18 protein-coding genes are annotated in these 19,292 nt (G+C 61.6%); 10 read left to right on the top strand and 8 right to left on the bottom strand.

The genetic code is table 11. The features are described 5' to 3' along the window. Positions 1-102: 102 nt before the first annotated feature. On the bottom strand, positions 103-1,434 hold the full coding sequence (locus tag CQ019_RS17790) for an FtsX-like permease family protein (protein WP_105570295.1): 1,332 nt from the start codon (positions 1,432-1,434) through the stop codon (positions 103-105). Continuing rightward, complete coding sequence (locus CQ019_RS17785) at positions 1,431-2,159, bottom strand: ABC transporter ATP-binding protein (RefSeq protein ID WP_105570294.1); 729 nt, start codon at positions 2,157-2,159, stop codon at positions 1,431-1,433. The genes CQ019_RS17790 and CQ019_RS17785 overlap by 4 nt, the downstream gene beginning before the upstream one ends. Before the next feature lie 129 nt (positions 2,160-2,288). Here CQ019_RS17785 and CQ019_RS17780 point away from each other — a divergent pair, with 129 nt between their 5' ends. Both CQ019_RS17780 and CQ019_RS17775 read left to right on the top strand, forming a co-directional pair. Then, on the top strand, positions 2,289-2,549 hold the full coding sequence (locus tag CQ019_RS17780) for a thioredoxin family protein (RefSeq protein ID WP_105554536.1): 261 nt from the start codon (positions 2,289-2,291) through the stop codon (positions 2,547-2,549). 64 nt (positions 2,550-2,613) lie between these two features. Then, the gene (locus CQ019_RS17775) at positions 2,614-3,258 is read left to right on the top strand and encodes a YqaJ viral recombinase family protein (RefSeq protein ID WP_258133763.1); all 645 of its coding nucleotides are present in this window, start codon (positions 2,614-2,616) and stop codon (positions 3,256-3,258) included. Between the two features lie 13 nt (positions 3,259-3,271). On the opposite strand, the gene CQ019_RS17770 is transcribed toward CQ019_RS17775, so the two are convergent. Then, positions 3,272-4,366 carry a mechanosensitive ion channel family protein gene (locus CQ019_RS17770; protein WP_105570293.1) on the bottom strand — a complete coding sequence of 365 codons (1,095 nt, stop codon included), beginning with the start codon at positions 4,364-4,366 and terminating at the stop codon, positions 3,272-3,274. Positions 4,367-4,569: 203 nt separating this feature from the next. Between CQ019_RS17770 and CQ019_RS17765 the strand changes: the two genes are divergently transcribed. The 3 genes from CQ019_RS17765 (at position 4,570) to CQ019_RS17755 (ending at position 7,715) form a co-directional block, all read left to right on the top strand. Further along, positions 4,570-5,112, top strand: a complete 543-nt coding sequence (locus CQ019_RS17765; protein WP_105570292.1) for a hypothetical protein — start codon at positions 4,570-4,572, stop codon at positions 5,110-5,112. A gap of 89 nt (positions 5,113-5,201) precedes the next feature. Beyond that, positions 5,202-6,200 carry a PhzF family phenazine biosynthesis protein gene (locus tag CQ019_RS17760; RefSeq protein WP_105570291.1) on the top strand — a complete coding sequence of 333 codons (999 nt, stop codon included), beginning with the start codon at positions 5,202-5,204 and terminating at the stop codon, positions 6,198-6,200. A 60-nt stretch (positions 6,201-6,260) separates the two neighbouring features. After that, complete coding sequence (locus CQ019_RS17755; RefSeq protein ID WP_105570290.1) at positions 6,261-7,715, top strand: DHA2 family efflux MFS transporter permease subunit; 1,455 nt, start codon at positions 6,261-6,263, stop codon at positions 7,713-7,715. 76 nt (positions 7,716-7,791) lie between these two features. Here CQ019_RS17755 and CQ019_RS17750 read toward each other — a convergent pair whose 3' ends face one another. Together CQ019_RS17750 and CQ019_RS17745 are read right to left on the bottom strand one after the other, a co-directional pair. After that, positions 7,792-8,031 (bottom strand): YtxH domain-containing protein, encoded by a 240-nt coding sequence (locus CQ019_RS17750; protein ID WP_105570289.1) that lies wholly within the window; start codon positions 8,029-8,031, stop codon positions 7,792-7,794. 106 nt (positions 8,032-8,137) lie between these two features. Continuing rightward, the gene (locus tag CQ019_RS17745; protein WP_105570288.1) at positions 8,138-8,566 is read right to left on the bottom strand and encodes a hypothetical protein; all 429 of its coding nucleotides are present in this window, start codon (positions 8,564-8,566) and stop codon (positions 8,138-8,140) included. A 150-nt stretch (positions 8,567-8,716) separates the two neighbouring features. On the opposite strand from CQ019_RS17745, the gene CQ019_RS17740 reads away from it, so the two are divergent. Next, positions 8,717-9,403 carry a TetR/AcrR family transcriptional regulator gene (locus CQ019_RS17740; protein WP_181148615.1) on the top strand — a complete coding sequence of 229 codons (687 nt, stop codon included), beginning with the start codon at positions 8,717-8,719 and terminating at the stop codon, positions 9,401-9,403. Positions 9,404-9,487: 84 nt separating this feature from the next. Then, entirely contained in the window at positions 9,488-10,720 is a 1,233-nt protein-coding gene (locus CQ019_RS17735; RefSeq protein WP_105570286.1) for an acyl-CoA dehydrogenase family protein, read from the top strand. 74 nt (positions 10,721-10,794) lie between these two features. Here the strand turns inward: CQ019_RS17735 and hrpB are convergent, their stop codons facing one another. Further along, positions 10,795-13,350 carry an ATP-dependent helicase HrpB gene (gene hrpB / locus CQ019_RS17730; RefSeq protein WP_105570285.1) on the bottom strand — a complete coding sequence of 852 codons (2,556 nt, stop codon included), beginning with the start codon at positions 13,348-13,350 and terminating at the stop codon, positions 10,795-10,797. After that, positions 13,347-14,138 carry an alpha/beta fold hydrolase gene (locus tag CQ019_RS17725; protein WP_258134091.1) on the bottom strand — a complete coding sequence of 264 codons (792 nt, stop codon included), beginning with the start codon at positions 14,136-14,138 and terminating at the stop codon, positions 13,347-13,349. The genes hrpB and CQ019_RS17725 overlap by 4 nt, the downstream gene beginning before the upstream one ends. Positions 14,139-14,304: 166 nt before the next feature. Here CQ019_RS17725 and CQ019_RS18620 point away from each other — a divergent pair, with 166 nt between their 5' ends. Further along, complete coding sequence (locus CQ019_RS18620) at positions 14,305-14,448, top strand: hypothetical protein (protein WP_176484320.1); 144 nt, start codon at positions 14,305-14,307, stop codon at positions 14,446-14,448. Positions 14,449-14,602: 154 nt separating this feature from the next. On the opposite strand, the gene CQ019_RS17720 is transcribed toward CQ019_RS18620, so the two are convergent. Further along, positions 14,603-16,192, bottom strand: coding sequence for a hypothetical protein (locus CQ019_RS17720; RefSeq protein ID WP_146113395.1), 1,590 nt, complete (start codon positions 16,190-16,192; stop codon positions 14,603-14,605). Positions 16,193-16,449: 257 nt separating this feature from the next. On the opposite strand from CQ019_RS17720, the gene CQ019_RS17715 reads away from it, so the two are divergent. Together CQ019_RS17715 and CQ019_RS17710 are read left to right on the top strand one after the other, a co-directional pair. Then, positions 16,450-17,511 carry an aldo/keto reductase gene (locus CQ019_RS17715; protein WP_105554526.1) on the top strand — a complete coding sequence of 354 codons (1,062 nt, stop codon included), beginning with the start codon at positions 16,450-16,452 and terminating at the stop codon, positions 17,509-17,511. A gap of 269 nt (positions 17,512-17,780) precedes the next feature. Beyond that, positions 17,781-19,163 (top strand): NAD-dependent succinate-semialdehyde dehydrogenase, encoded by a 1,383-nt coding sequence (locus tag CQ019_RS17710; RefSeq protein ID WP_105554525.1) that lies wholly within the window; start codon positions 17,781-17,783, stop codon positions 19,161-19,163. The last annotated feature ends 129 nt before the right edge of the window (positions 19,164-19,292 follow it).

Genomic DNA, 19,292 nt, shown 5'->3' with positions numbered 1-19,292 from the left:
AACATTACGCTGATTGTGATTCAATACGCAACACGAAGGACATGTAATCCACGCCTCACGGCGCAGAATCGCTTTAGCGGCACCTAACATTTTCCCGGTTCATTAGTCACGACGTGAACCAGCCGGCAACAACCGGCGGGGGTCTGCAATGTTAAGCGACACCCGGATCATCAGCAGCCCGGCCACCAGCACCACCAGCACCGTGCCCACCGTCAGCGGTTTCATCAGCAGCGCCAGCGAGGCGAATGGCAGCACCAGCACCACGGACGCCACCGCGAAGCCGATCGCCACGGTGAGCGCCGGGATCATCAGGCTTTTCACCCGGGCCGCGTTGATCACCGCCAGGTCCATTCCCAGCTTGCCCAGCCCGGAATACAGCTCTTCGCGGTCCAAGGTACCGGCGCACTGGCTGATCGCCGCGGAGATAGCCACGCAAATCAGTGCCAGGCCGAGGGTCACCAGCACGCCGGTGAGCACATCCGTGCCGAGATAGTCTTCCCAGGTTCCGGTCGCCTGGGCTTCGCCGAAGCCGAACATGGCCGCCCCGGTGCCGCCGATCACCGCCACGAAGGAGGCCATGGCCACTCCGGAGACCTGGCGCCAGGCGGCCACCGGAGATTCCAGGATCATCCGGGCCGCCAGCAGCTGCTCCGCATTGTTTGCCTTGTTCAGCTTCGATTTACCCACCTTGGCCACCAGCCACGGTCCGATGAGGTTCAGCGCCAGCAAGCCCAGCGCGAATCCACCGATGATGATCGCGATCAGCACGCCCAAATCCACCGGAAGCAAACCCACATTGGTGAACAGCGAGTAGAGCACCACGATGCTGCCCACCGTAATCACCGCACGCAGCCAGCTGGGCACCGGAGCCACACGCCGGGTCGCCACGGCGAGCGGGGTGATTACCAGCTTGCGCAGTCCGGCCAGCGCGCTGATCACCGAAAGCAGCACGACGGCCAGGACCGCCAAGGCCGCGGCACCGGCCGGCAAGAAGATCCCCGTGCCGATGGGTTGGCCCTGGAAGGGGACCAGCGCCACGGCCGGAGCCAGCGCAAGATACAGCAGCACTCCGGCCAGGGCACCGACCAGCGCGGTTACCGCCGCCTGGGTGACCGCCACGGCGCGCACCTGGAATCCGGTGGCCCCCAGCAGTCGCAGGGACGAGAGGGCCCGGTCTTGGGCCCGCGCCGAAAGCTTCGCGGCCGAGGAACCAAGCACGAGCAAGGGAACGATCAGCAGCACCAAGGCGAACGCCGCCAGCGGAACATAGAAGCTTTGCGCTTCGCCGTCCAGTTTGGTGAAGGACCAGGCCCCGCCGAGCACGATGAGCACCATGGCGCTGACCATCGTATAGGCGCCTACGGTGAGCAGCTGCGGGGTGCGGCTGGCGCTGGTCGGCCGCCCCAGCAGCCACGCCATATGCAGGATATTCATGAGCGGTGCCCCTCAACCAGTGCATCATCTGCGGTGATCTTTCCATCGTGCAGCGTTAGCACGCGATCGCAACGCGCGGCGACCTGCCGGTCATGGGTGACCATGACCAGGGTCTTCCCTGCCCCGACGGTGCAGCGCAGCAAGGTGTCCAGCACCTCGGTGCCGGTGACCGAATCCAGGGCACCGGTCGGTTCATCGGCAAAGACCACGCTGGCCCCGGTGACCTGGGCCCGGGCGATCGCCACGCGCTGGGATTGGCCGCCGGAGAGCTGGCCGATCCGGCGTTGCTCCATTCCGGCGAGGCCCAATTGCTGCAAGGCGTCCACGGCGCGCGCGATTGCTGCGCCGCGTGGCACGCCATTGATCATCAGGGCCATGGCCACGTTTTCCTCGGCCGTGAGCTCGGGAATCAGCAGACCCGATTGAAAGACGAATCCGAACGCCTCGCGGCGCAGCTTGGTGCGCGCGGCGTCCTTGAGCTGCTCGACCTGTATTGGCCCCTGGCCGGGAAGGTTGAGTGTCACCGTGCCTGAGTCCGGCAGTTCGATGCCGGCCAGAGCATGGAGCAAGGTGGACTTTCCCGACCCCGAGGGGCCCATGATGGCCACCGCGGTCCCGAGTCCCAGAGCAACATCGATGCCGTCCAGCGCGTGCGTGGTGCCATAGCTGCGGGTGAGCCCTCTGGCCGAAATAAGTGGGTTGGAAACCTTCGAGTTCTGAAGCATATTTCAATGTTCCCAAGTTCTCCCGCTTGATGCCTCGGAGCACCGATGGAGTTCTTGGTGGGCGATCTCATCCCGCGGTAGGAGCCAGCTCGCCGCATTCGGGGCCATTTCGCAGTAGGCTCGAAGGCGATGAAGCTTGAACTGTATACCCAGCCTTTCTGCGCCCCATGCGTGCGGACCCGGCAGGTAGTCCTGCGCGCCGCGAAGCTGCTTCCGCAGCTGGCCGTCGAAGAGATCGATGTCGTCGAACAGGTCAGCCGCGGCCAGGAAATGGGTGTGGCTTCAACACCGGTGATCCGTTTGCTCACCAACGGCGAAGAGAAGTTCCGGGGCACCGACACCCCTACACTGCAGCAATTATTAGCGGCCATCGCCCACGTCAGCGACTAGGCTCACGCACCGTCGCCAGCGATGCTGCACGCGTTCGGGCCCTTTATGGGGAACAATGGATCAGGTGACTAGCGTGCCTCGGATTGACCATGAATGCCTCCAACGAGTGTTGGCAGATTCCACCAACCGCATCGAATGGTTGCGGGCACGGGCACAGGGCATCACCGCCACCGACGTCGCCAAGCTATCCACGGAGAAGTCCATCCGCAATGCGGCCTGGGACAAGCTCTATGGCTCGGGGTTCTCCGGAAATACCTACACCGACCACGGACGGCGCCGCGAACCGGTGATCGCCGCCTGGGTGCAGGAGAACTTCAACATCTTCCCCTCCTCCCAGCTATTCCATGCGCAGCATTCGAGGCTGCACCTGGCAACCCCCGACGGCTTGGGATTCGACGAGGACGGTTCTCCGGTGCTCGCCGAAATCAAGACCACCAATAAGCCGTTTAAGAAGATCCCGAAGAACTACCTGCGCCAGGTGCTCTGGCAGCAGCATGTCATCGGCGCGCAGCGGACCTTATTCGTCTGGGAACAGCACCATAACTTCGTCCCGGTGCAGGCCGTCCCCGAGTTCATCTGGATCGAACGCGACGATACGATGATCCAGGACCTCATCGACAAGGCCGAACTGCTCATCCAGGCGTTGCGCGAGTCGACCTCCCGCGAGCAGCAGTACCTCGACTACGGCCCGGCGGCGCTGCGCCTCTGAGCCGGAGCCCGCACTACATATTGGGATTTTGCATGGTGCGCGGATCCGGCAGGCATTCCGGGTAGCCCTGCACCAGCTCGCTCAAGAGCTTCTCACGCAGCATATTGCGCAGGTTCCACAGATCCCCCGGGTCCCTGGAAGATAAATAAATGGTCACCGTTTGCAACCCGCCGTAGGTGTCGGTCACAAGCAGGCTGTTAGTTCGGCCGTCCCACCAATCCGAGGATTCAAGCAATTCGGTGGTGCGGGTACGGAGGTAATCGATCGGTGCATTGAGCTTCAGTTGCAGGGTGATATTTCCGTCGATTTCGGTGCTGCGCCGCGACCAGTTCTCAAATGGCGTGGTGGTGAAGTAGGTCGAGGGCAGGATCATGCGGCGACCGTCGATCAGGAGCACCACCACATAGGTCAGCGTGATTTCCTCTACCGTGCCGCGTTCGGCTTCCACCACCACGATGTCATCCACGCGAACCGAATCGGTAAAGGCAATCTGCAGCCCGGCGAACACGTTGGCCAGCGAGGACTGCACGGCCAGGCCAACAACTACCGAGGCCAGGCCGGCTGAGGCAAGAATACCTGCGCCCAACGCCCTGACCTGCTCGATTGTCAGCAGCACGGCGGCTACCGCGATGATGCACAAGACCGCTATCAGCACGCGGCGCAGCAGTCCCACCTGGGTCTGCACCTTGGCCAGCCGGCGGCCCGGGCCGAAGCGGCTTCGTATTCTTGCCAGCAGCACTTCTTCGACGATCTTCACCAGCACGATAATCAGCCAGGTGAGGAAGAAGACCAGGCAGATCAGCAGCGCAAACTGCCAGAACTTGTAGCCCTCGGCTTCCCGCTGGAAGGCAAGGATCGAGGTTTTGAGGATGATCGAGGCGAAGGTGCCGAATATCGGAATCCGCGCGCCCTTGACGTTGATCTCCCCGAGCCCGGTGCGTTGGAAAATGCGGTGGGTCAGTCCGCTGATCACGAAGGCGAGGATCGCGGCAATGGTTAATCCAACGGCGACAACCACCAGAAATTGCAACGATTCGGGTAGGAAGCGCGAAACTTCAATAACTTCGTCGACAGTGTCATCGATTGGTGCGGATGGGCTTGGCAACATCTTTAAAGCATGTCACATGACCCTAGCCGAAGGCTGTGCGACACCTCGGGTAAACCCCGCAGAGCCCGCACGCATTACGGAAGCGCACCAGATGAATTCCAGTTCGCTGCGGGCTATTGCACCTCGTTGGCGGCGGGGTTTTAGTAGTCTCAAGGGCTCGAACCGGGCTCCAGGGCGCAATCGATAGAAAGCCGGTGGTTCACATGCGCCGCACCAAACTCGGATTACTCACAGCGCTCACTGCAGCAACGATGCTCTCGGTGGCACCCGTGGCGGCAGCCGCCCCGGCCGCTAGCCCAGCGACCGCTTGCGAAACCGTATATTGGGGTTCTCTAGCCAAAACCTCAACCAGCTCAACTACGTCGTCAATGACGAATATCCGTACCGGACGCCACACCTGCTTTGACCGGATGGTCCTGGACCTGAACGGCAACCCGGCCGGCTACTCGGTGAAATATGTCAGCGAACTTACCGGTATTGGATCGGGGAAGGAAGTGAGCACCACAGGCGGGGCTCGACTAGAAATTCTGCTGAAGGCCGGCGCCAGCCCGAGCTACAACCCGGGAACCACCGTCAAGACGCTGAACTATCAGACCTTCCGCCAGCAAGTTTGGCTGGGAAGTTTTGAAGGCCAAACCAAGGTCGGAATGTCCACGCGGGCAAGGCTGCCCATGCGGGTCTTCGTCCTCTCCGGCCCGGATCAGGGATCGCGATTGGTGATCGATGTAGCTCACTATTGGTACTAACCTGTGCTCGCGCTATGAGCCTGCCGTCATGACGGGTGCAACCGCGTAACACCGTGTCAACCTGCTGAATAATGTGCCACGATGCTTATATGTATCGCACATTTGCTTATCAGCAGGTTGACGTTTTTGCCCCCACTGCCTTCAATGGCAATGGGCTCGGCGTTGTCTTTGAGGCAGATCATTTGGACTCCGAGCAGATGCAGCGCTTTGCCCAGTGGCTGAACCTTTCCGAGACCGTCTTCTTCGTTACCCCCAGCAACGCCGAAGCCGACTACGCGATACGCATTTTCACCCCGACCACCGAACTGCCCTTTGCCGGGCACCCAACTCTTGGAGCCGCGCACGCCTGGATCGAGGCGGGCGGCGAAGCCAGCCCGAACGGGCATCTGATTCAGCAATGCGATGCAGGGCTGATCCAGGTTCGGATCGAACGCGAGGCCGGGGAGAACCACGCACGCCGCCTCGCCTTTCTCGCTCCCCCGCTGACTCGCAGCGGACCGCTGGAAGCCGACGTGCTGCAGTGGGCGATCTCCGGGCTAGGGATCAACGCAGAAGACGTCATCGCGCACCAGTGGCTGGTCAACGGCCCGCACCATGCAGGGCTGGTGCTGCGCGACGCCGACCTGGTGCTGGGGATCGAACCGGACTACGCGGCCCTGGACGGCTTGGAGCTCGGAGTCATTGGCCCGTACACCGCGTCAAGCGTGACTCAGGGTGTCTGGCAGCCTCACGCCACCGTGCTGCCGCGGATCTCCGGAACCCGCGAAGAATTACGTCCCCTGGACTACTCCGATCAGACGCGTTCGGAGGAGCGCTTCGGCTCGGTGGTGCTGCAGCCTCCGGCAGACTTCGAGGTCCGGGCCTTCGTTCCGGGCGAAGCCATACAAGAGGACCCGGCGACCGGTTCGCTCAACGCCGGATTTGGCGTGTGGCTGACTAAAACCGGCCTTGCCCCGCAGCGCTATACGGTGCGCCAGGGAACGCGTGTGGGCCGTGAAGCCATCTTGCATATCGAGGCGACCGAATATGGTGTTTGGGTCAGTGGCGATGTGGCCACCCGCATCGATGGCACTGTGAGCTTCGACTGATTCCGGCGCCAAGCCCACCCAGCTATTTTAGTTTCACCATGCAAGCATTATTCTTGGTCAGTGCCAAAAATTGTGAGCCCCGAATCGGACTTTGATAGAAAAACCGCGTGGAACGCCCTCTGGGCTCTGGTCATCGGTTTTTTCATGATCCTGCTGGACACCACCATCGTGTCCACGGCCATGCCCGCGATCATGGAATCCCTGGATGCAGACATCTCGGGGATCTTGTGGATCAACAGTGCCTATCTGCTCACCTTCGCGGTGCCGCTGCTGATCACCGGCCGCCTGGGTGACCGTTTTGGTCCGCGTAATATCTACCTGATCGGGTTGCTGATTTTCGCGCTCGCCTCCCTCTGGTGCGGACTGTCAACCTCACTGGCCTCGCTGACCTTTGCCCGAGCAGTTCAGGGCCTGGGCGCGGCACTGATCTCACCCCAGGCAATGACGCTGATTACCAGGCTCTTCCCCTACCAGCACCGCGGAGCTGCGATGGGCCTATGGGGCGCGGTGGCCGGTATCGCCACCTTGGCCGGCCCGATTGCCGGCGGGCTGCTGGTGGATTCCATCGGCTGGGAATGGATCTTCTTCATCAACCTGCCCATTGCGGTCCTCAGCTTCATCATGCTGCTGAAATTCGTGCCCCGCTTGGCACCGCAGGCGCACTCCTTCGATTGGGTCGGAGTGCTGCTTTCGGCGGTTGCCATGTTTGCGCTGGTCTTTGGCATCCAGGAGGGCGAGGCGACGAATTGGGAACCGTTTATCGGCCCGCTATCCTCCTGGCATCTGATATCTCTGGGCATAGTCCTCTTTGGCGTCTTCATCTGGTGGCAATCGAAAACGGCCAAGGAACCCCTGGTTCCGCTGCGCCTGTTCGCCGTTCGCAATTTCTCTTTGGCGAACCTCGCCATTAGCTGCATGGGCCTGAGCATCGCGACCATGAGCCTGCCGATGGTGTTCTTCTTGCAAAATGTGCGTGGTTTGACCCCCACGCAGTCGGCTTTGATGATCTCGCCGATGGCCATTGTGGCGATCTTTGCCGCACCGGTGCTGGGCAAGACGGTTAATAGGCTCAATCCGCGCACCCTTGCGGTGCCCGGTTTTGCACTGCTCGGTGGAGCGACGGTGGTGTACGCCTTCATGATGCATGCCGACACACCGCTGTGGACCTTGCTGATCCCTTCCACCGTGCAGGGCCTTGGCTCCGCGATGATCTGGCCCTCGCTTTCGCTGGCCGCGACGAAGGATCTGACCCCGCGCGACGCCGGAGCCGGTTCGGGCATTTATAACACCACCCGGCAGATCGGCTCGGTGCTCGGTTCGGCGTTGATCGCCGTGATGATGGAATCGCGCGTTTCCGCACAGATCCTCAAGGTCCGGGCCCAGGGCGCCGACGCGATAGGCGAGGCCACCGCGGTGGGCTTGGGCCAGGCCCTCATGCTGCCCGGCCTGGTGGCCATCGCCGCGGTCTTGGTCGTTGTGTTCTTGAATTCCGCAGAAAAGAAACCGGCCGGCTAGCCATCCAAGACAATAAAAACAGGTGCGGCTCCGCGTTTTATACGCGGAGCCGCACCTGTTCAGGTCCTGAGGAAACTTATGCGGACTGGTCCGGCTTATCTTCGCCCTTGGCCTTCTCGACCGTCTCGCCAATCTTTTCCTGCGCGTCGGCAGCGAAGTCTTTCACATTCTCCGTGGCGTCGGCAGCAAACTCTTTGACGTTCTCGGATGCATCACCAGCGAATTCCTTGACGTTCTCGGATGCATCACCAGCAAATTCCTTGACGTTTTCGACTGCTTCGCCCAGCTTCTTTTTTGCGTTATCCAAGAAACCCATGGGTTCTCCTTTTAGTTAGAAACTTGATAGTGACTACTGAAAACCTGCAGCCCTAAGTCAAACTTACGTCGAACCCAATGCTCTGCTCAATAGCTTGAGATTACTACTACTTTTTCTTAGCCTGCTTGACTGCACGGCGGCCGAAGATCAAGGCCACGGCGATGCCGGCAAGCCAGACATCCTTTGCCAACGCGGTCCCGTCGCTCGTTGGGCGGATGCCATCGGATTCGGTCATTCCCGGAGTGCGCAGGTAGGAAGACAGCAGGACACCCGAGAAAGCCCCGAGACCCAGGCCGGCTAGGCGCGAGGGAATGATCGGCAGCAGCAATGCGCTGCCCAGCGCGATTTCGGATACCGAGACCGCCTTGCCAAATGCTGCGGGCTCCAACTCGCTCAGCTGAGGAATGCCGTTGGAGGCAAGCTGCTGCAGTCCGGCGGCGCTAGCCTCATCGATGCGCAGCTTGTTGATTCCGCTGTTGAGAATGAATGCGCCACTGACCAAACGTAGAGCGGCGTTTGCGATAGAGATTCCCATGGGCCCTCACTTCTCTTCTAAGTTGTTTTCCGGCCACACTCCTGAAATGAGTGGCCTTGAACCTCAGCGTAGTCACCCCGGGGAATGATCACAATCATTTAGTCCCGTGAGCCGGAGCTGAAAAGTGGAAACATGCTAAATTCAAGAATCATGATCTCTTCATCCGCCGTACCTTCAGCAGCCCTGGACCTCCTCATCACCCAAGGGTTCGACACAACAAGTGTCGACGAGCTTGCGGCGACAGCCGGAATGTCGCGCTCCACGTTCTTCCGCCGTTTCGGCTCCAAGGAAAACATGGTGTTCGCGGATCAGGAAATGATCATCACCCACGTCAAAACGACCCTTGCGGCTTCTTCGGTCAGCGCAACCCAGACCCTGATCGATGCGGCGCATGTGGTATTCGACCAATACACCATGAATCCCGAGGCGGCGCAGCTACGTCACCGCCTGCTATCTTCGGTGCCCTCGCTGCGGGAACGCGAACTAGTTTCCACCCATCGCTACGAGCGGGCCTTCTACGACTTCCTGTCCGCCCGGGAACTTGCCGCCAGTGCGCCGCATCGTGCCCTCTGCCTAGGCATCAGCGCAGGGCTAGTCGCCATCCACAATGACCACCTGCGGTTGTGGCTGCGCGACCCTTCGGCCACCGACAGGGAGCGCTTGGCCAGGGATGTGCGTTTATTCCTGGACCGATTCGTCGACTTACTGGATCCGAGCAATGCTCCGAAAACCTCGGCCAGATCGCCACGGGTGATGGTCTCGGTGCTCGACGAAGGCAGCGATGAGCAGACCGTGTTCGATGCGGTGGCAAAAGCCCTGCGTGAACACAAGCAGTGACACCTAGTTTCTTGACATGACACTGCGTTCCACTAGGCTGGTTGAAGAATAGTTTTTGACCTTCCGCAAAAGGAGCGCCCCCAAATGACCCAGCAGCACACCGAATTCGAGTTTCCCACCGGTGTTGTGGAGCCCGAGTACGACCTCTGGGCAGACGGGGTAGATATCGACCCCACCGGCGTGCTGGCCGAGGTCGATCCGGCCGACGCCGACTGGCGCGCCAGGGCCCGCAAGTTCATCCTCGAAGAGGTCAAGGACGATATTCACGAATACTGGGACAAGGCAGACTACCCGGTGCATCTGATCAAGAAGCTCGGCGACTACGGCCTTCTGCGTGATGGCCTGGACGTGGACGGGCTGCCTGCCATGAGCCCCATGGCCGCCGGACTGATCAATATGGAAATGGCCCGTGGGGATGGCTCGGTGGCCACCATCGTGGGCGTCCAGGGCGGGCTGGCGCTGCGCTCGATCATGTACTGCGGCAGCCCGGAGCAGAAAGCCAAGTACGGCCTGCCGATGCTCGCCGGGGAGCTTGCCGGCTCCTTCGCGCTGACCGAGCCAACCCACGGCTCGGACTCGGTTGGTCTGGAAACCCGCGCGCATCGGGTTGCGGGCGGCTATGTGCTCAACGGTGAAAAGAAGTGGATCGGCAACGGCTCCATTGGCGGCATCACCGTTCTCTGGGCTCGCGACGACGAGGGCAACGTCCGCGGCTTCCTGGTCGATCAGGATTCCGCCGGGTACAGCGCGACGACCATCAAGCACAAGCTCTCGCTGCGCGCCATCTGGCAGGCGCATATACGCTTGGAAAACGTCTTCGTGGCCGACGCGGAGGTGCTTGAGGATTCGCACAGCTTCAAGGACACCGCACGGGTGCTGTTCGCCACCCGGCTGGGGGTCGCCTGGTCGGCCGTGGGCCATGCCACCGCATGCTACGAATCCGCGGTGCTCTACGCCAAGCAGCGCATCCAATTCGGCCGCCCCCTGGCAGCTAGCCAGATCGTGCAGGAACGCCTGGCTCGGATGCAGTCCGAACTGGCGACCATCCAATTGCTCGCCGTGCAGTCCGCGAAACGCGAAGCCCGCGGCGAACTGACCGGTCCGCAGGCCTCGCTGGCCAAGTACACCGCCACGCGTACCGCGCGCCAGATCGCGTCGAATGCACGCGACCTGCTCGGCGGCAACGGCATCCTGACCAGCAACCGCGTGGCCCGCCACTTTGCCGACATCGAGGCCATCCACACCTACGAAGGCACCGAAACCGTGCAGGCGCTGCTGATGGGCCGCAACATCACCGGCATCTCGGCCTTCGCCTAACCCGCGTTCCTGGAAAACGAGAACCGCGTTGGCCGGCACCGCTTTGGCGGTGCCGGCCAACGAGGTTTAACCTGCTATTTTGAGCTTTCGCGGCGCAGGCGGTTCTTGGTGTAGGCCGTCGCTTGATGTTCCCACGGGTCTTCGGGCCAAGGATGCCGCGGATACTTGCCGCGCATTTCGGCGCGTACCTGCGCATAGGGTCCGTTGAAGAAAGAAATGAGATCTTCGGTCACCGCCAGCGGACTGCCGGCCGGTGAAAGCAGATGGAACTGCACCGGAAGCTTCCCGCGCACCAACCGCGGAGATTCGCTGAGCCCGAAGCATTCTTGCAGCTTGACCGCCACTACCGCCGGACCGGTTTCATCCACCGGCGGATAGCCAATGCGAATCCGCGATCCGGAAGGGACCTGCAATCGCTCGGGAACCAACGAGTCAAATTCGTGCGCATGCTGCCACGGCAACAGGGCGCGCAACGCGCCGACGAAGTCGACCTGCGCCGCGGGCTTCCCCGCGGCGATCTGCTCCAGGCCGGAGGCCAGCCATTGCTGCGCCGTCTGCACCAGCGTCGGCTCATCTACCGGCACAAAAGGCGCACCCAGTAATCGGTAGGCCACCGCCATCCGGCGCCGCAGCGCTTCAAAGGCCGGCTGCTCGCCAAAGAGCGCCAGCGATTGCTCGCGCAACGCCGTTGCCGCCGCCTGCCGGCCGAGTTCCTTGGTGGCCTTGATCGGGTGGGCGGAAAGCTCGATGGCGCCGAAGGATTCGACCTTGCGTGCCGAGATTTTCCCGTCCACCAGTTTCGCGCTCTCGGTGATCCGGTGCAGGTGGCCCAGCAGGCCGAGTACTTGTTCCCACTCGATACCTGCGGCGCGGCGGATCACCGCTCCGGTGCTGGTCCCGGCCCGGGTGACCTCGGTGATGGCCAAGAATTCATAGTGGGCCAGATGGCTTCCGCGGGGCAGCGAAGCGCGTGTGCCCGAGGCCAGCAGGTAGTCGTTGTCCTGGACCTTGCGCGCCACCCATTGCGGGTAGGCCAGAGCGCAGACTCCGGCGAGCGCCCCGTCAGGATCCACGGCCGGAACCTGCCCGGCGAGGCGTTCAAGACGTTTGGCTTCTTGCACCCAGGCCCGGTGTCCCGGATGCGAAGGCCGGCGAACGGAGCTCAGCAGCTCGTTCAGATCGGCGTTGGCGATGCGTTCGGTGCTCGCCAACAGTGCGACCGCTTCCGCGGTGGGACGCGAGCCGAAATGCTCGGCACCGGCCAGCAAGGCGCGGGCGGTGCGTGGGTCGGCCGGAATCTTCACCATCCGTTCGCCCAGGGCGGTGATTTTTCCTTGCTCGTCCAACGCGTCCAAGCTGCGCAGCACCTCTTCGTCGGTGCGCATCGTGCCCGGCGGCGGCTCCTCCCACAGGGCGAGCCCTTCACCGCGCGGGGTACCCCAAGCGGCCAGAGAAAGCGCGGCCTGCACCAGGTCTCCGGTCTGCATCTCGGGGGCCGAATGAGCCGGTGCGGCCGCGAAGGACTTGGGGTCAAGGGTCCGCACCACGGTTCCTGCCCCGAGCCGCCCGGCACGGCCGGCACGCTGCGTGGCCGCGGCACGGCTGGCGACCACCGTCACCAGGCCGCCAAAGCCACGTGCCGCGTCCCTGCGTGGTTCGCGCGCATAGCCGGCATCGATCACCAGGTGGACGCGCGGTACGGTCAGCGAGGATTCGGCGATCGAGGTGGAAACGATAATTCGCGGTCCCTGCGCAGCCGAAGGCTCGCTGAGTACCTCGTCTTGGGCCTTGGTGGGGATCTGCGAATGCAGTGCAAAGGCTTGGATGCCCGAGGCGCCGATCTGGGCACAGACCCGGTCGACCTCGCGTGCTCCGGGAACGAAGACCAAGGTATCTACCGTTGACTTGGTACCGCGGTTTTGCTGGCGCGAATGCTTCACCGCCACCTGAGCGACATGGCGCAGGTACTCGTCGCTCAACCCGCGCTCGGAGTTGCGCCTACCGGCAAAGCTGTCGAAGAGCTCGGCCACCTCGAATTGCGCGGTGTTGGCGGTAAGCACCGGGGCCGGGGTCTGCCGGGCCAGCAGCTGCGACAGCTCCCGGGCTTGCAGGGTGGCGCTCATGACGATCAGACTGAGATCCTCACGCAATTCGCTGACCTGGTTGACCATGGCCAGCAACAGGTCCGTGTCGATGGACCGTTCGTGGACCTCATCGATGATGACCGCGCTGACCCCCGCCAGGTCGGGGTCCCCCAGCAGCCGGCGGAGCATCAGGCCGGCGGTGACAAATTCAATCTGGGTGTTCGCGGAGCTTTGGCGTTCCCCGCGTACCGCAAAACCTACCCGGTCCCCCAGGGCCGAGCCATCGAGCTGGGCCAGGCGCCGGGCCGCGGCACGTGCCGCCACCCGGCGTGGCTGGGTGACGATAATTTTTCCGGTGAGTCCTTGCACCGCCAGCGCCTCGGCCACCGTTGGTGGAACGATGGTGGTTTTGCCCGAGCCCGGTGGCGCCTGAATCACCAGCGGCTGGTTTGGATGGGCACACAACGCGGCGTGCAGTTCCGCGCGGCTGGGACCGAACGCCAACCCCGCGGCGATGCGTTCCAGGTTGAAGGCAGCCCGGCTCATGCTCGCGGTACCGTCCAGAAATTTTCGATCGCACTCACCACCGGTTCGATGGGGTAGAGCGTGCTGCCGTGGGTCCGCCCGGCCAGAGCCACCATGCGGGCGTTGGGCATGGCGCGAGCCATGATCTTATTCTGCTCGAAGCGCGGCTGGTCGCGCGTGCCGATGAGCAGCAAGGTGGGAACCGTGATCTCAGCCAGCTGGTTCAGCGCGATATTCTGCACCGTTTCCGCTGCCTCATAGTAGGCGGCCAGGGCCAGCGGATCATTGGAAAGGAACGCAAACCTGGTAGCGGGATCCAGCCGTCCCCTGGTTTCCTGACCGGTCACAAACCCTTCGATGTCCCCCTGGCGCAGCACGTCGAGGTAGCCGGGGAAGAAGAGCTTGCCGATTTCCCCGTCGGTGATCTCAAAGGTGCCGCCGAGCATGGTCAAGGACAGCACGCGCTCGGGGCTCTGCATCGCCACCTGCAGCCCGCTGCGAGCGCCAAAGGAATAGCCGATGACATGTGCGGCAGCAATACCTAGGTGATCGAGCACCGCATGGATATCGCCGGCGATTTTCTCCATGGTGTAATCGGCGGCCCGGTGGGATTTCACCGATTTGCCGTGGCCGCGCAGGTCCATGCGAATGGTGCGGCGGTTGCCGCCCAGCGCCTTGGTGTATCCCAGCCCGCGCCAGATCGAGCGAGATAGCGCCGACCCGTGCAGGAAAAGAATCGGCTCGCCCGCGGCACCGTCGTCATCAAAGAAGATCTCGGAATTATCTGCGGGGTTATTGATCATTGGCATATAAGCGATTAAATCCTGTCGGGGGCCAGCGGGCAATTTACGTCCGCGCGGCGCGGGCGGCGCTGCCGGTTTTCTATCGACATTGACCGGCAAAAGTATGACACTGAAGGTATGTGGTCGGCGGTTTGACCGCCCAGACACCTAGACCTGCGAGGGAAGGAGCATCATGAGCAATCATCCAGACGAAGAAGTCGGCGCCGAGACTCAAGAACAAGCCAAAGCTCACGTGAAGCACGATCATGACGAGGAGATGGTGGAGGAATGGGAAGACGAATCATTCCCTGCCTCCGACCCACCATCAAACTACTAGGCACGCTAAATCCTAGGAAGCGTTAACTTGGCACCCAGCTGGCGGTAAGGATCTCCTCCTAGAGTGGTTATTACCTTCTCAAGGGTGCGAGTGAATTAGAAGAACCGGTCCGCGCGGACGTTACCTCCTTGACCCCGCGGATCGGTTCTTCATTTTAATCCTCCGCGCGCTGCTTGGTGAACTCGATGGTGGTGGCGCTGCTTGCCGCCACATCCAGTTGCAGCTTCTCTGAGGCATTCTTGGCCACGCCGCTGCCTTTGGCGGCGAATGGCGCTATGGCCGTCAGCTCGGTGGCTTTTATGGCACCGTTTTCTGGGGCATGGATCTGTGCCGCCCGTGTGGCCTTGTATCCCTGCGGAACATTCACCGTGACCGGGTTCTTCGATATTTTCGCCGCATCGTTCTTGTTCACTACGGTGACCAGCACTCGGCTGTTTTTCGCCTTGACGGCGTAGGCCTGGAGGTTTTTGTCTCCGGAGAGCGTCGTCTTCATGAACTGGCTACCGACGCTCAAGCGCGCCAAGCGCATGGCGAGATAGTTCGGCTGGGCCAGCACCTGCCCTGCGCCCAGTTCCCCGGTGCCTTCGGCGGAGCAAACGACAGACATCGGCGCGCCTCCGCGGCAGGCTCCGAGCATCGAGTGCATGTTCATGCGCTCCACGCCCAAACGTGCGGAGTCAAAGATATGGTCCACCGTCCACAGCGCGCTCGCGTGCGTGCGGGAGGTGTTGTTTGTGCCCGGGCAGCTGGTTGAACCGGTCTCTTCCACCCACAGCGGCAGCTTCTTCGCCTCGGCCTTGTCCAAACCGATGCCAATCATCTTCTTGGCGCTATTGCTCACCACCGGGTCCAAGAGGTTCTGCCACTCGGGGCCGCGGCCGGGAATTTTCTCCGAGGAACAATCGTAGGTCGCGTAGTAATGCTGGGTCAGCGCGGTGGTGTTGGGGAGTTTTGCGTCGAGAAATGCGCTCATCCACGAACCGTCAAAGACTCCGGGACCAACGAGCGGAACCTCGCTCCCGGTCTCCTGGTCAATTGCCTTGGCATAGGCTCGCACCTGGGTGACAAACTTCTTCTCATTCCACTGGGAAGGTTCGCGTATCCGGAGTCCCGGGCGGGCATCATTGGTATAGCCGTTGGGTTCGTTGCCAATGGAGATTCCCACCAGGTGATCACCGAAAATCTCTGCCGCGTGCTTAGCCATATCGGCCCCGCGCTTCGGGTCGTAGGTGCCAAGGGGGATGCCGATGGTCACCTTCGCGTCGATCTTCTTGACGGTTTTCATCACGCGCTCAAGGTCTTGTGGAGTGACCAGGGTCTTGCCCTTGGGAGCTTTTTCACCGGTGGAGGTCCAGAACATTTCCCGATCCAGGACATTGCCGCCGAAGCGCAATCCGGGTTGCCCCAACCCGATGAGCATTTCATCGAGATTGCCCGCTGCAGGGTCCCAGCGTGGGTCGCTGAGTTCGGTTGCTTCGAAGGACACACCGATATTGTCATCGCTCAGGCTGGTTCCGAGATTCGAGGCTCCCACCGTGAGGGTGGCCGCCTTGCCATCGGAACGCTTGTTGAACTCCTGCGCGAACTCGGGCAGCGGCTCGGGTGTGGGCTTGGGCGGAGAAGCTACAGCCGAATTTGAGGCGTTGGGTTCTTGCTGATTCTGCCCCGACCCGCCCGAGGAGCAGCCGGCTAGCAGGCCGCAGATCAACATGGCGGCAAGGGATTTTGTCGCTTTGGAAATCACGAAGGTCCTCACAGTTATTTGCAGCATATCCAAACTTCACCCTATCGCGGGAGCGCTTATTCTCTGCTGACGTGACTTCTTCTGCGCCGCACAAGAAACCGCGATGCATACCAATAAATGCCCTGCAGTTTTCGGCTGCCCCTCCCCTGGATCTCGGGTTCACTTTTATTCGCGGCCGTTAAATCGGTGATGAACCGGTAGTTCTGCCATAGAGTTGTGCACAGATAGCAACAGGTCTTTCTACAGAAAGGTTCTACGTGGAGTACGAACTCGTTAATCCGCATCCAGACAGCCACCGCCCCTATGTCGCTGCAGCTAGCCGCTATGAGAACTTCGGCTACCGTCGCGTCGGTGATTCCGGCCTCGTGCTGCCTCCGCTGTCTTTGGGCCTGTGGTGGAACTTCGGCGACAACCGCCCCTTCGCAACCCAGCGCGAAGTCCTACGCCACGCGTTTGACCATGGCATCAACCACTTCGACCTGGCGAATAACTACGGACCTCCGGCCGGCTCGGCGGAAGAGAACTTTGGGCGCATGATGCGCAAGGATTTCATGCCGTACCGCGATGAGCTGATCATCTCCTCGAAGGCCGGCTACGAGATGTGGGCCGGGCCTTTCGGCACCTACGGTTCACGCAAGTACTTGCTGGCGTCGGCAGAAGCGTCGCTGAAGGCGATGAACCTGGACTACGTGGATATCTTCTATTCGCACCGCTACGATCCGAAGACTCCCCTGGAGGAGACCATCGGCGCGCTCGATACCCTGGTGCGCCAGGGCAAGGCCACCTATGTGGGCATCTCCTCCTATTCGGCCGAACGCACCGCGCAGGCCAAGGCGATCGCAGTCGAGCTGGGCACCCCGCTGGTAATCCACCAGCCGTCCTACAACATCTTGAACCCTTGGGTTGAGCATGGCTTGCTGGCTACCTTGGAAAAGGAAGATATGGGAGCCATCGCGTTCACCCCGCTAGCGCAGGGTCTGCTGACGGATAAGTACCTCAAGGGCACCGAAGTGCAACGCCAGGGCGGGCGCCGCTCCCTCGAAGCCCAACTGACCGAGGGGAACCTGGCCAAGATCCACAAGCTCAACGACATCGCGCAACGCCGCGGCCAGTCGCTGGCGCAGATGTCCTTGGCCTGGCTGCTGCGCGAGGGCGCGGCAACTTCGGTGCTGATCGGAGCTTCCTCTACCAAGCAGCTCGATGAGAACCTGGGCGCGTTGAACAACCTTCAGTTCACCGAGTCCGAGCTCAAGGAGATCTCTGAGATCGCCCAGGGCGACGCCGGAATCGACTGGTGGAAGAACTCCGCGATCAGCTAAATCCTGCGTTCGGCCAATACACCCACAAGACGTTGCTCGGAACATCTTGTGGGTGTTTTGCTTTCCACGGCGAACGGGAGACATTCGCGAGGAATCAGTCATAAATTCCAGACGTTTCAACGGATCTGCGTGTGGCTGAATTTTTGAACTGAGGATATGCTCGAATAAGACGCTTCGTGAAGTGATTCACATTCATTTTACGGACGTGGTGCGTATCGTGGAATCCACATACCCACACCAGACCTCAACTCAGACTAGACAGGAGCATCATGAGCGCCCCGACCTATAAGGTACTTAACCCAGCGACCGGTCAGATCGTTGAAGAATTCCCGGCAGCTACAGATGAGCAGGTCGAGCAGGCGCTCACGTCGGCGCAATCGGCCTTTGAATCGTGGCAGAACGTCGACATCAACGAACGCGCGAAGATCGTCAACCGGGTCGCGCAGCTCTTCGCTGATCGTGCAGATGAACTTGGCAAGATCATGACCATTGAAATGGGCAAGCCGCTGTCCGAAGCCGTGGGCGAGGCAGAATACTGCAAGGAGATCTTCGAATACTTTGCGACCGAAGGTCCAACCTTGGCCGCAGATCAGGAGATCAAGTCCTTCTCCGGAGGCCGGGCAGTCGTCCAGCGCCGCCCGGTCGGCCCGCTGCTTGGCATCATGCCGTGGAACTTCCCGCTCTACCAGGTGGCCCGCTTCGCCGCCCCCAACCTGATGCTGGGCAACACCATCGTGCTCAAGCACGCCGAGTCCTGCCCGCGTTCGGCATTGGCCCTCCAAGAAATCATGGACGAGGCAGGCGTGCCCACAGGCGTCTACAACAACGTCTTCGCCACCCATGATCAGATCTCCACGATCATCGCCGACCCGCGCATTCAGGGCGTATCGCTGACCGGCTCCGAACGCGCCGGCGCAATCATTGGCGAGCAGGCCGGACGCAACCTGAAGAAAGCCGTGCTGGAACTGGGCGGCTCGGATCCGTTCGTCGTCCTCGACTCCGATGACGTGGCCGGCATCGCCGAAACCGCGTGGGGTTTCCGCATCGACAACACCGGTCAGGCCTGCAACTCGAATAAGCGCATGATCGTCATGGACGATATCTTTGACGGTTTCGTCGCCGAACTGACCAAGCGCGCCGACGGGCTCACCCCCGGTGACCCGCTGGCCGAACTTGAAGGCACCTTCGCCCCGCTCTCCTCACGCAAGGCCGCCGAAGACCTTGACGCCCAGGTGCAGGACGCGGTGTCCAAGGGTGCCACCTTGCACGCCGGTGGCGTGCTACACGAGGGGCCAACCGCCTACTACTCCCCCGCGGTACTCAGCGGTGTCACCAAGGACATGCGCGCCTACTATGAAGAGCTCTTCGGCCCGGTAGCCGTCGTGTACAAGGTCACCAGCGACGACGAAGCGCTGGAGCTCGCCAACGACACCATCTACGGCCTGGGCGGTTCGGTGCACTCCACCGACGAGGCCCGCGCCGCGAAGGTCGCTATGGGGTTGCAGTCCGGAATGGCGAACGTGAACATTGCTGCTGCCGAGGGTGCAGAAATGCCGTTTGGTGGCGTGAAGCGCTCGGGTTTCGGCCGCGAACTCGGGCCGCTGGGCATGGAAGAATTTGTGAACAAGCGCCTGTTCTACATCGGCGACTAAACACATAACGCTAATGGTCCAGAGGAACTGGGGAGTTCCTCTGGACCATTAGCCCAGATCTTTCATCAGTTATCCAACGGCTGCCGAAATCCTCTACCAATGGATTCCCGGTGGCCGTTCCTGATTCAG

The sequence above is a fragment of the Arthrobacter sp. MYb229 genome, assembly GCF_002975405.1.
Lineage (GTDB): Bacteria > Actinomycetota > Actinomycetes > Actinomycetales > Micrococcaceae > Glutamicibacter.
This window is presented reverse-complemented; position numbering and strand designations above follow the sequence as displayed.

Coding starts and splice junctions, on each gene's coding strand:
- CQ019_RS17790 (WP_105570295.1), bottom strand. CDS start 1,434: ATGAATATCCTGCATATGGCGTGGCTGCTGGGGCGGCCGACCAGCGCC.
- CQ019_RS17785 (WP_105570294.1), bottom strand. CDS start 2,159: ATGCTTCAGAACTCGAAGGTTTCCAACCCACTTATTTCGGCCAGAGGG.
- CQ019_RS17780 (WP_105554536.1), top strand. CDS start 2,289: ATGAAGCTTGAACTGTATACCCAGCCTTTCTGCGCCCCATGCGTGCGG.
- CQ019_RS17770 (WP_105570293.1), bottom strand. CDS start 4,366: ATGTTGCCAAGCCCATCCGCACCAATCGATGACACTGTCGACGAAGTT.
- CQ019_RS17765 (WP_105570292.1), top strand. CDS start 4,570: ATGCGCCGCACCAAACTCGGATTACTCACAGCGCTCACTGCAGCAACG.
- CQ019_RS17760 (WP_105570291.1), top strand. CDS start 5,202: ATGTATCGCACATTTGCTTATCAGCAGGTTGACGTTTTTGCCCCCACT.
- CQ019_RS17750 (WP_105570289.1), bottom strand. CDS start 8,031: ATGGGTTTCTTGGATAACGCAAAAAAGAAGCTGGGCGAAGCAGTCGAA.
- CQ019_RS17745 (WP_105570288.1), bottom strand. CDS start 8,566: ATGGGAATCTCTATCGCAAACGCCGCTCTACGTTTGGTCAGTGGCGCA.
- CQ019_RS17740 (WP_181148615.1), top strand. CDS start 8,717: ATGATCTCTTCATCCGCCGTACCTTCAGCAGCCCTGGACCTCCTCATC.
- CQ019_RS17735 (WP_105570286.1), top strand. CDS start 9,488: ATGACCCAGCAGCACACCGAATTCGAGTTTCCCACCGGTGTTGTGGAG.
- hrpB (WP_105570285.1), bottom strand. CDS start 13,350: ATGAGCCGGGCTGCCTTCAACCTGGAACGCATCGCCGCGGGGTTGGCG.
- CQ019_RS17725 (WP_258134091.1), bottom strand. CDS start 14,138: ATGCCAATGATCAATAACCCCGCAGATAATTCCGAGATCTTCTTTGAT.
- CQ019_RS18620 (WP_176484320.1), top strand. CDS start 14,305: ATGAGCAATCATCCAGACGAAGAAGTCGGCGCCGAGACTCAAGAACAA.
- CQ019_RS17710 (WP_105554525.1), top strand. CDS start 17,781: ATGAGCGCCCCGACCTATAAGGTACTTAACCCAGCGACCGGTCAGATC.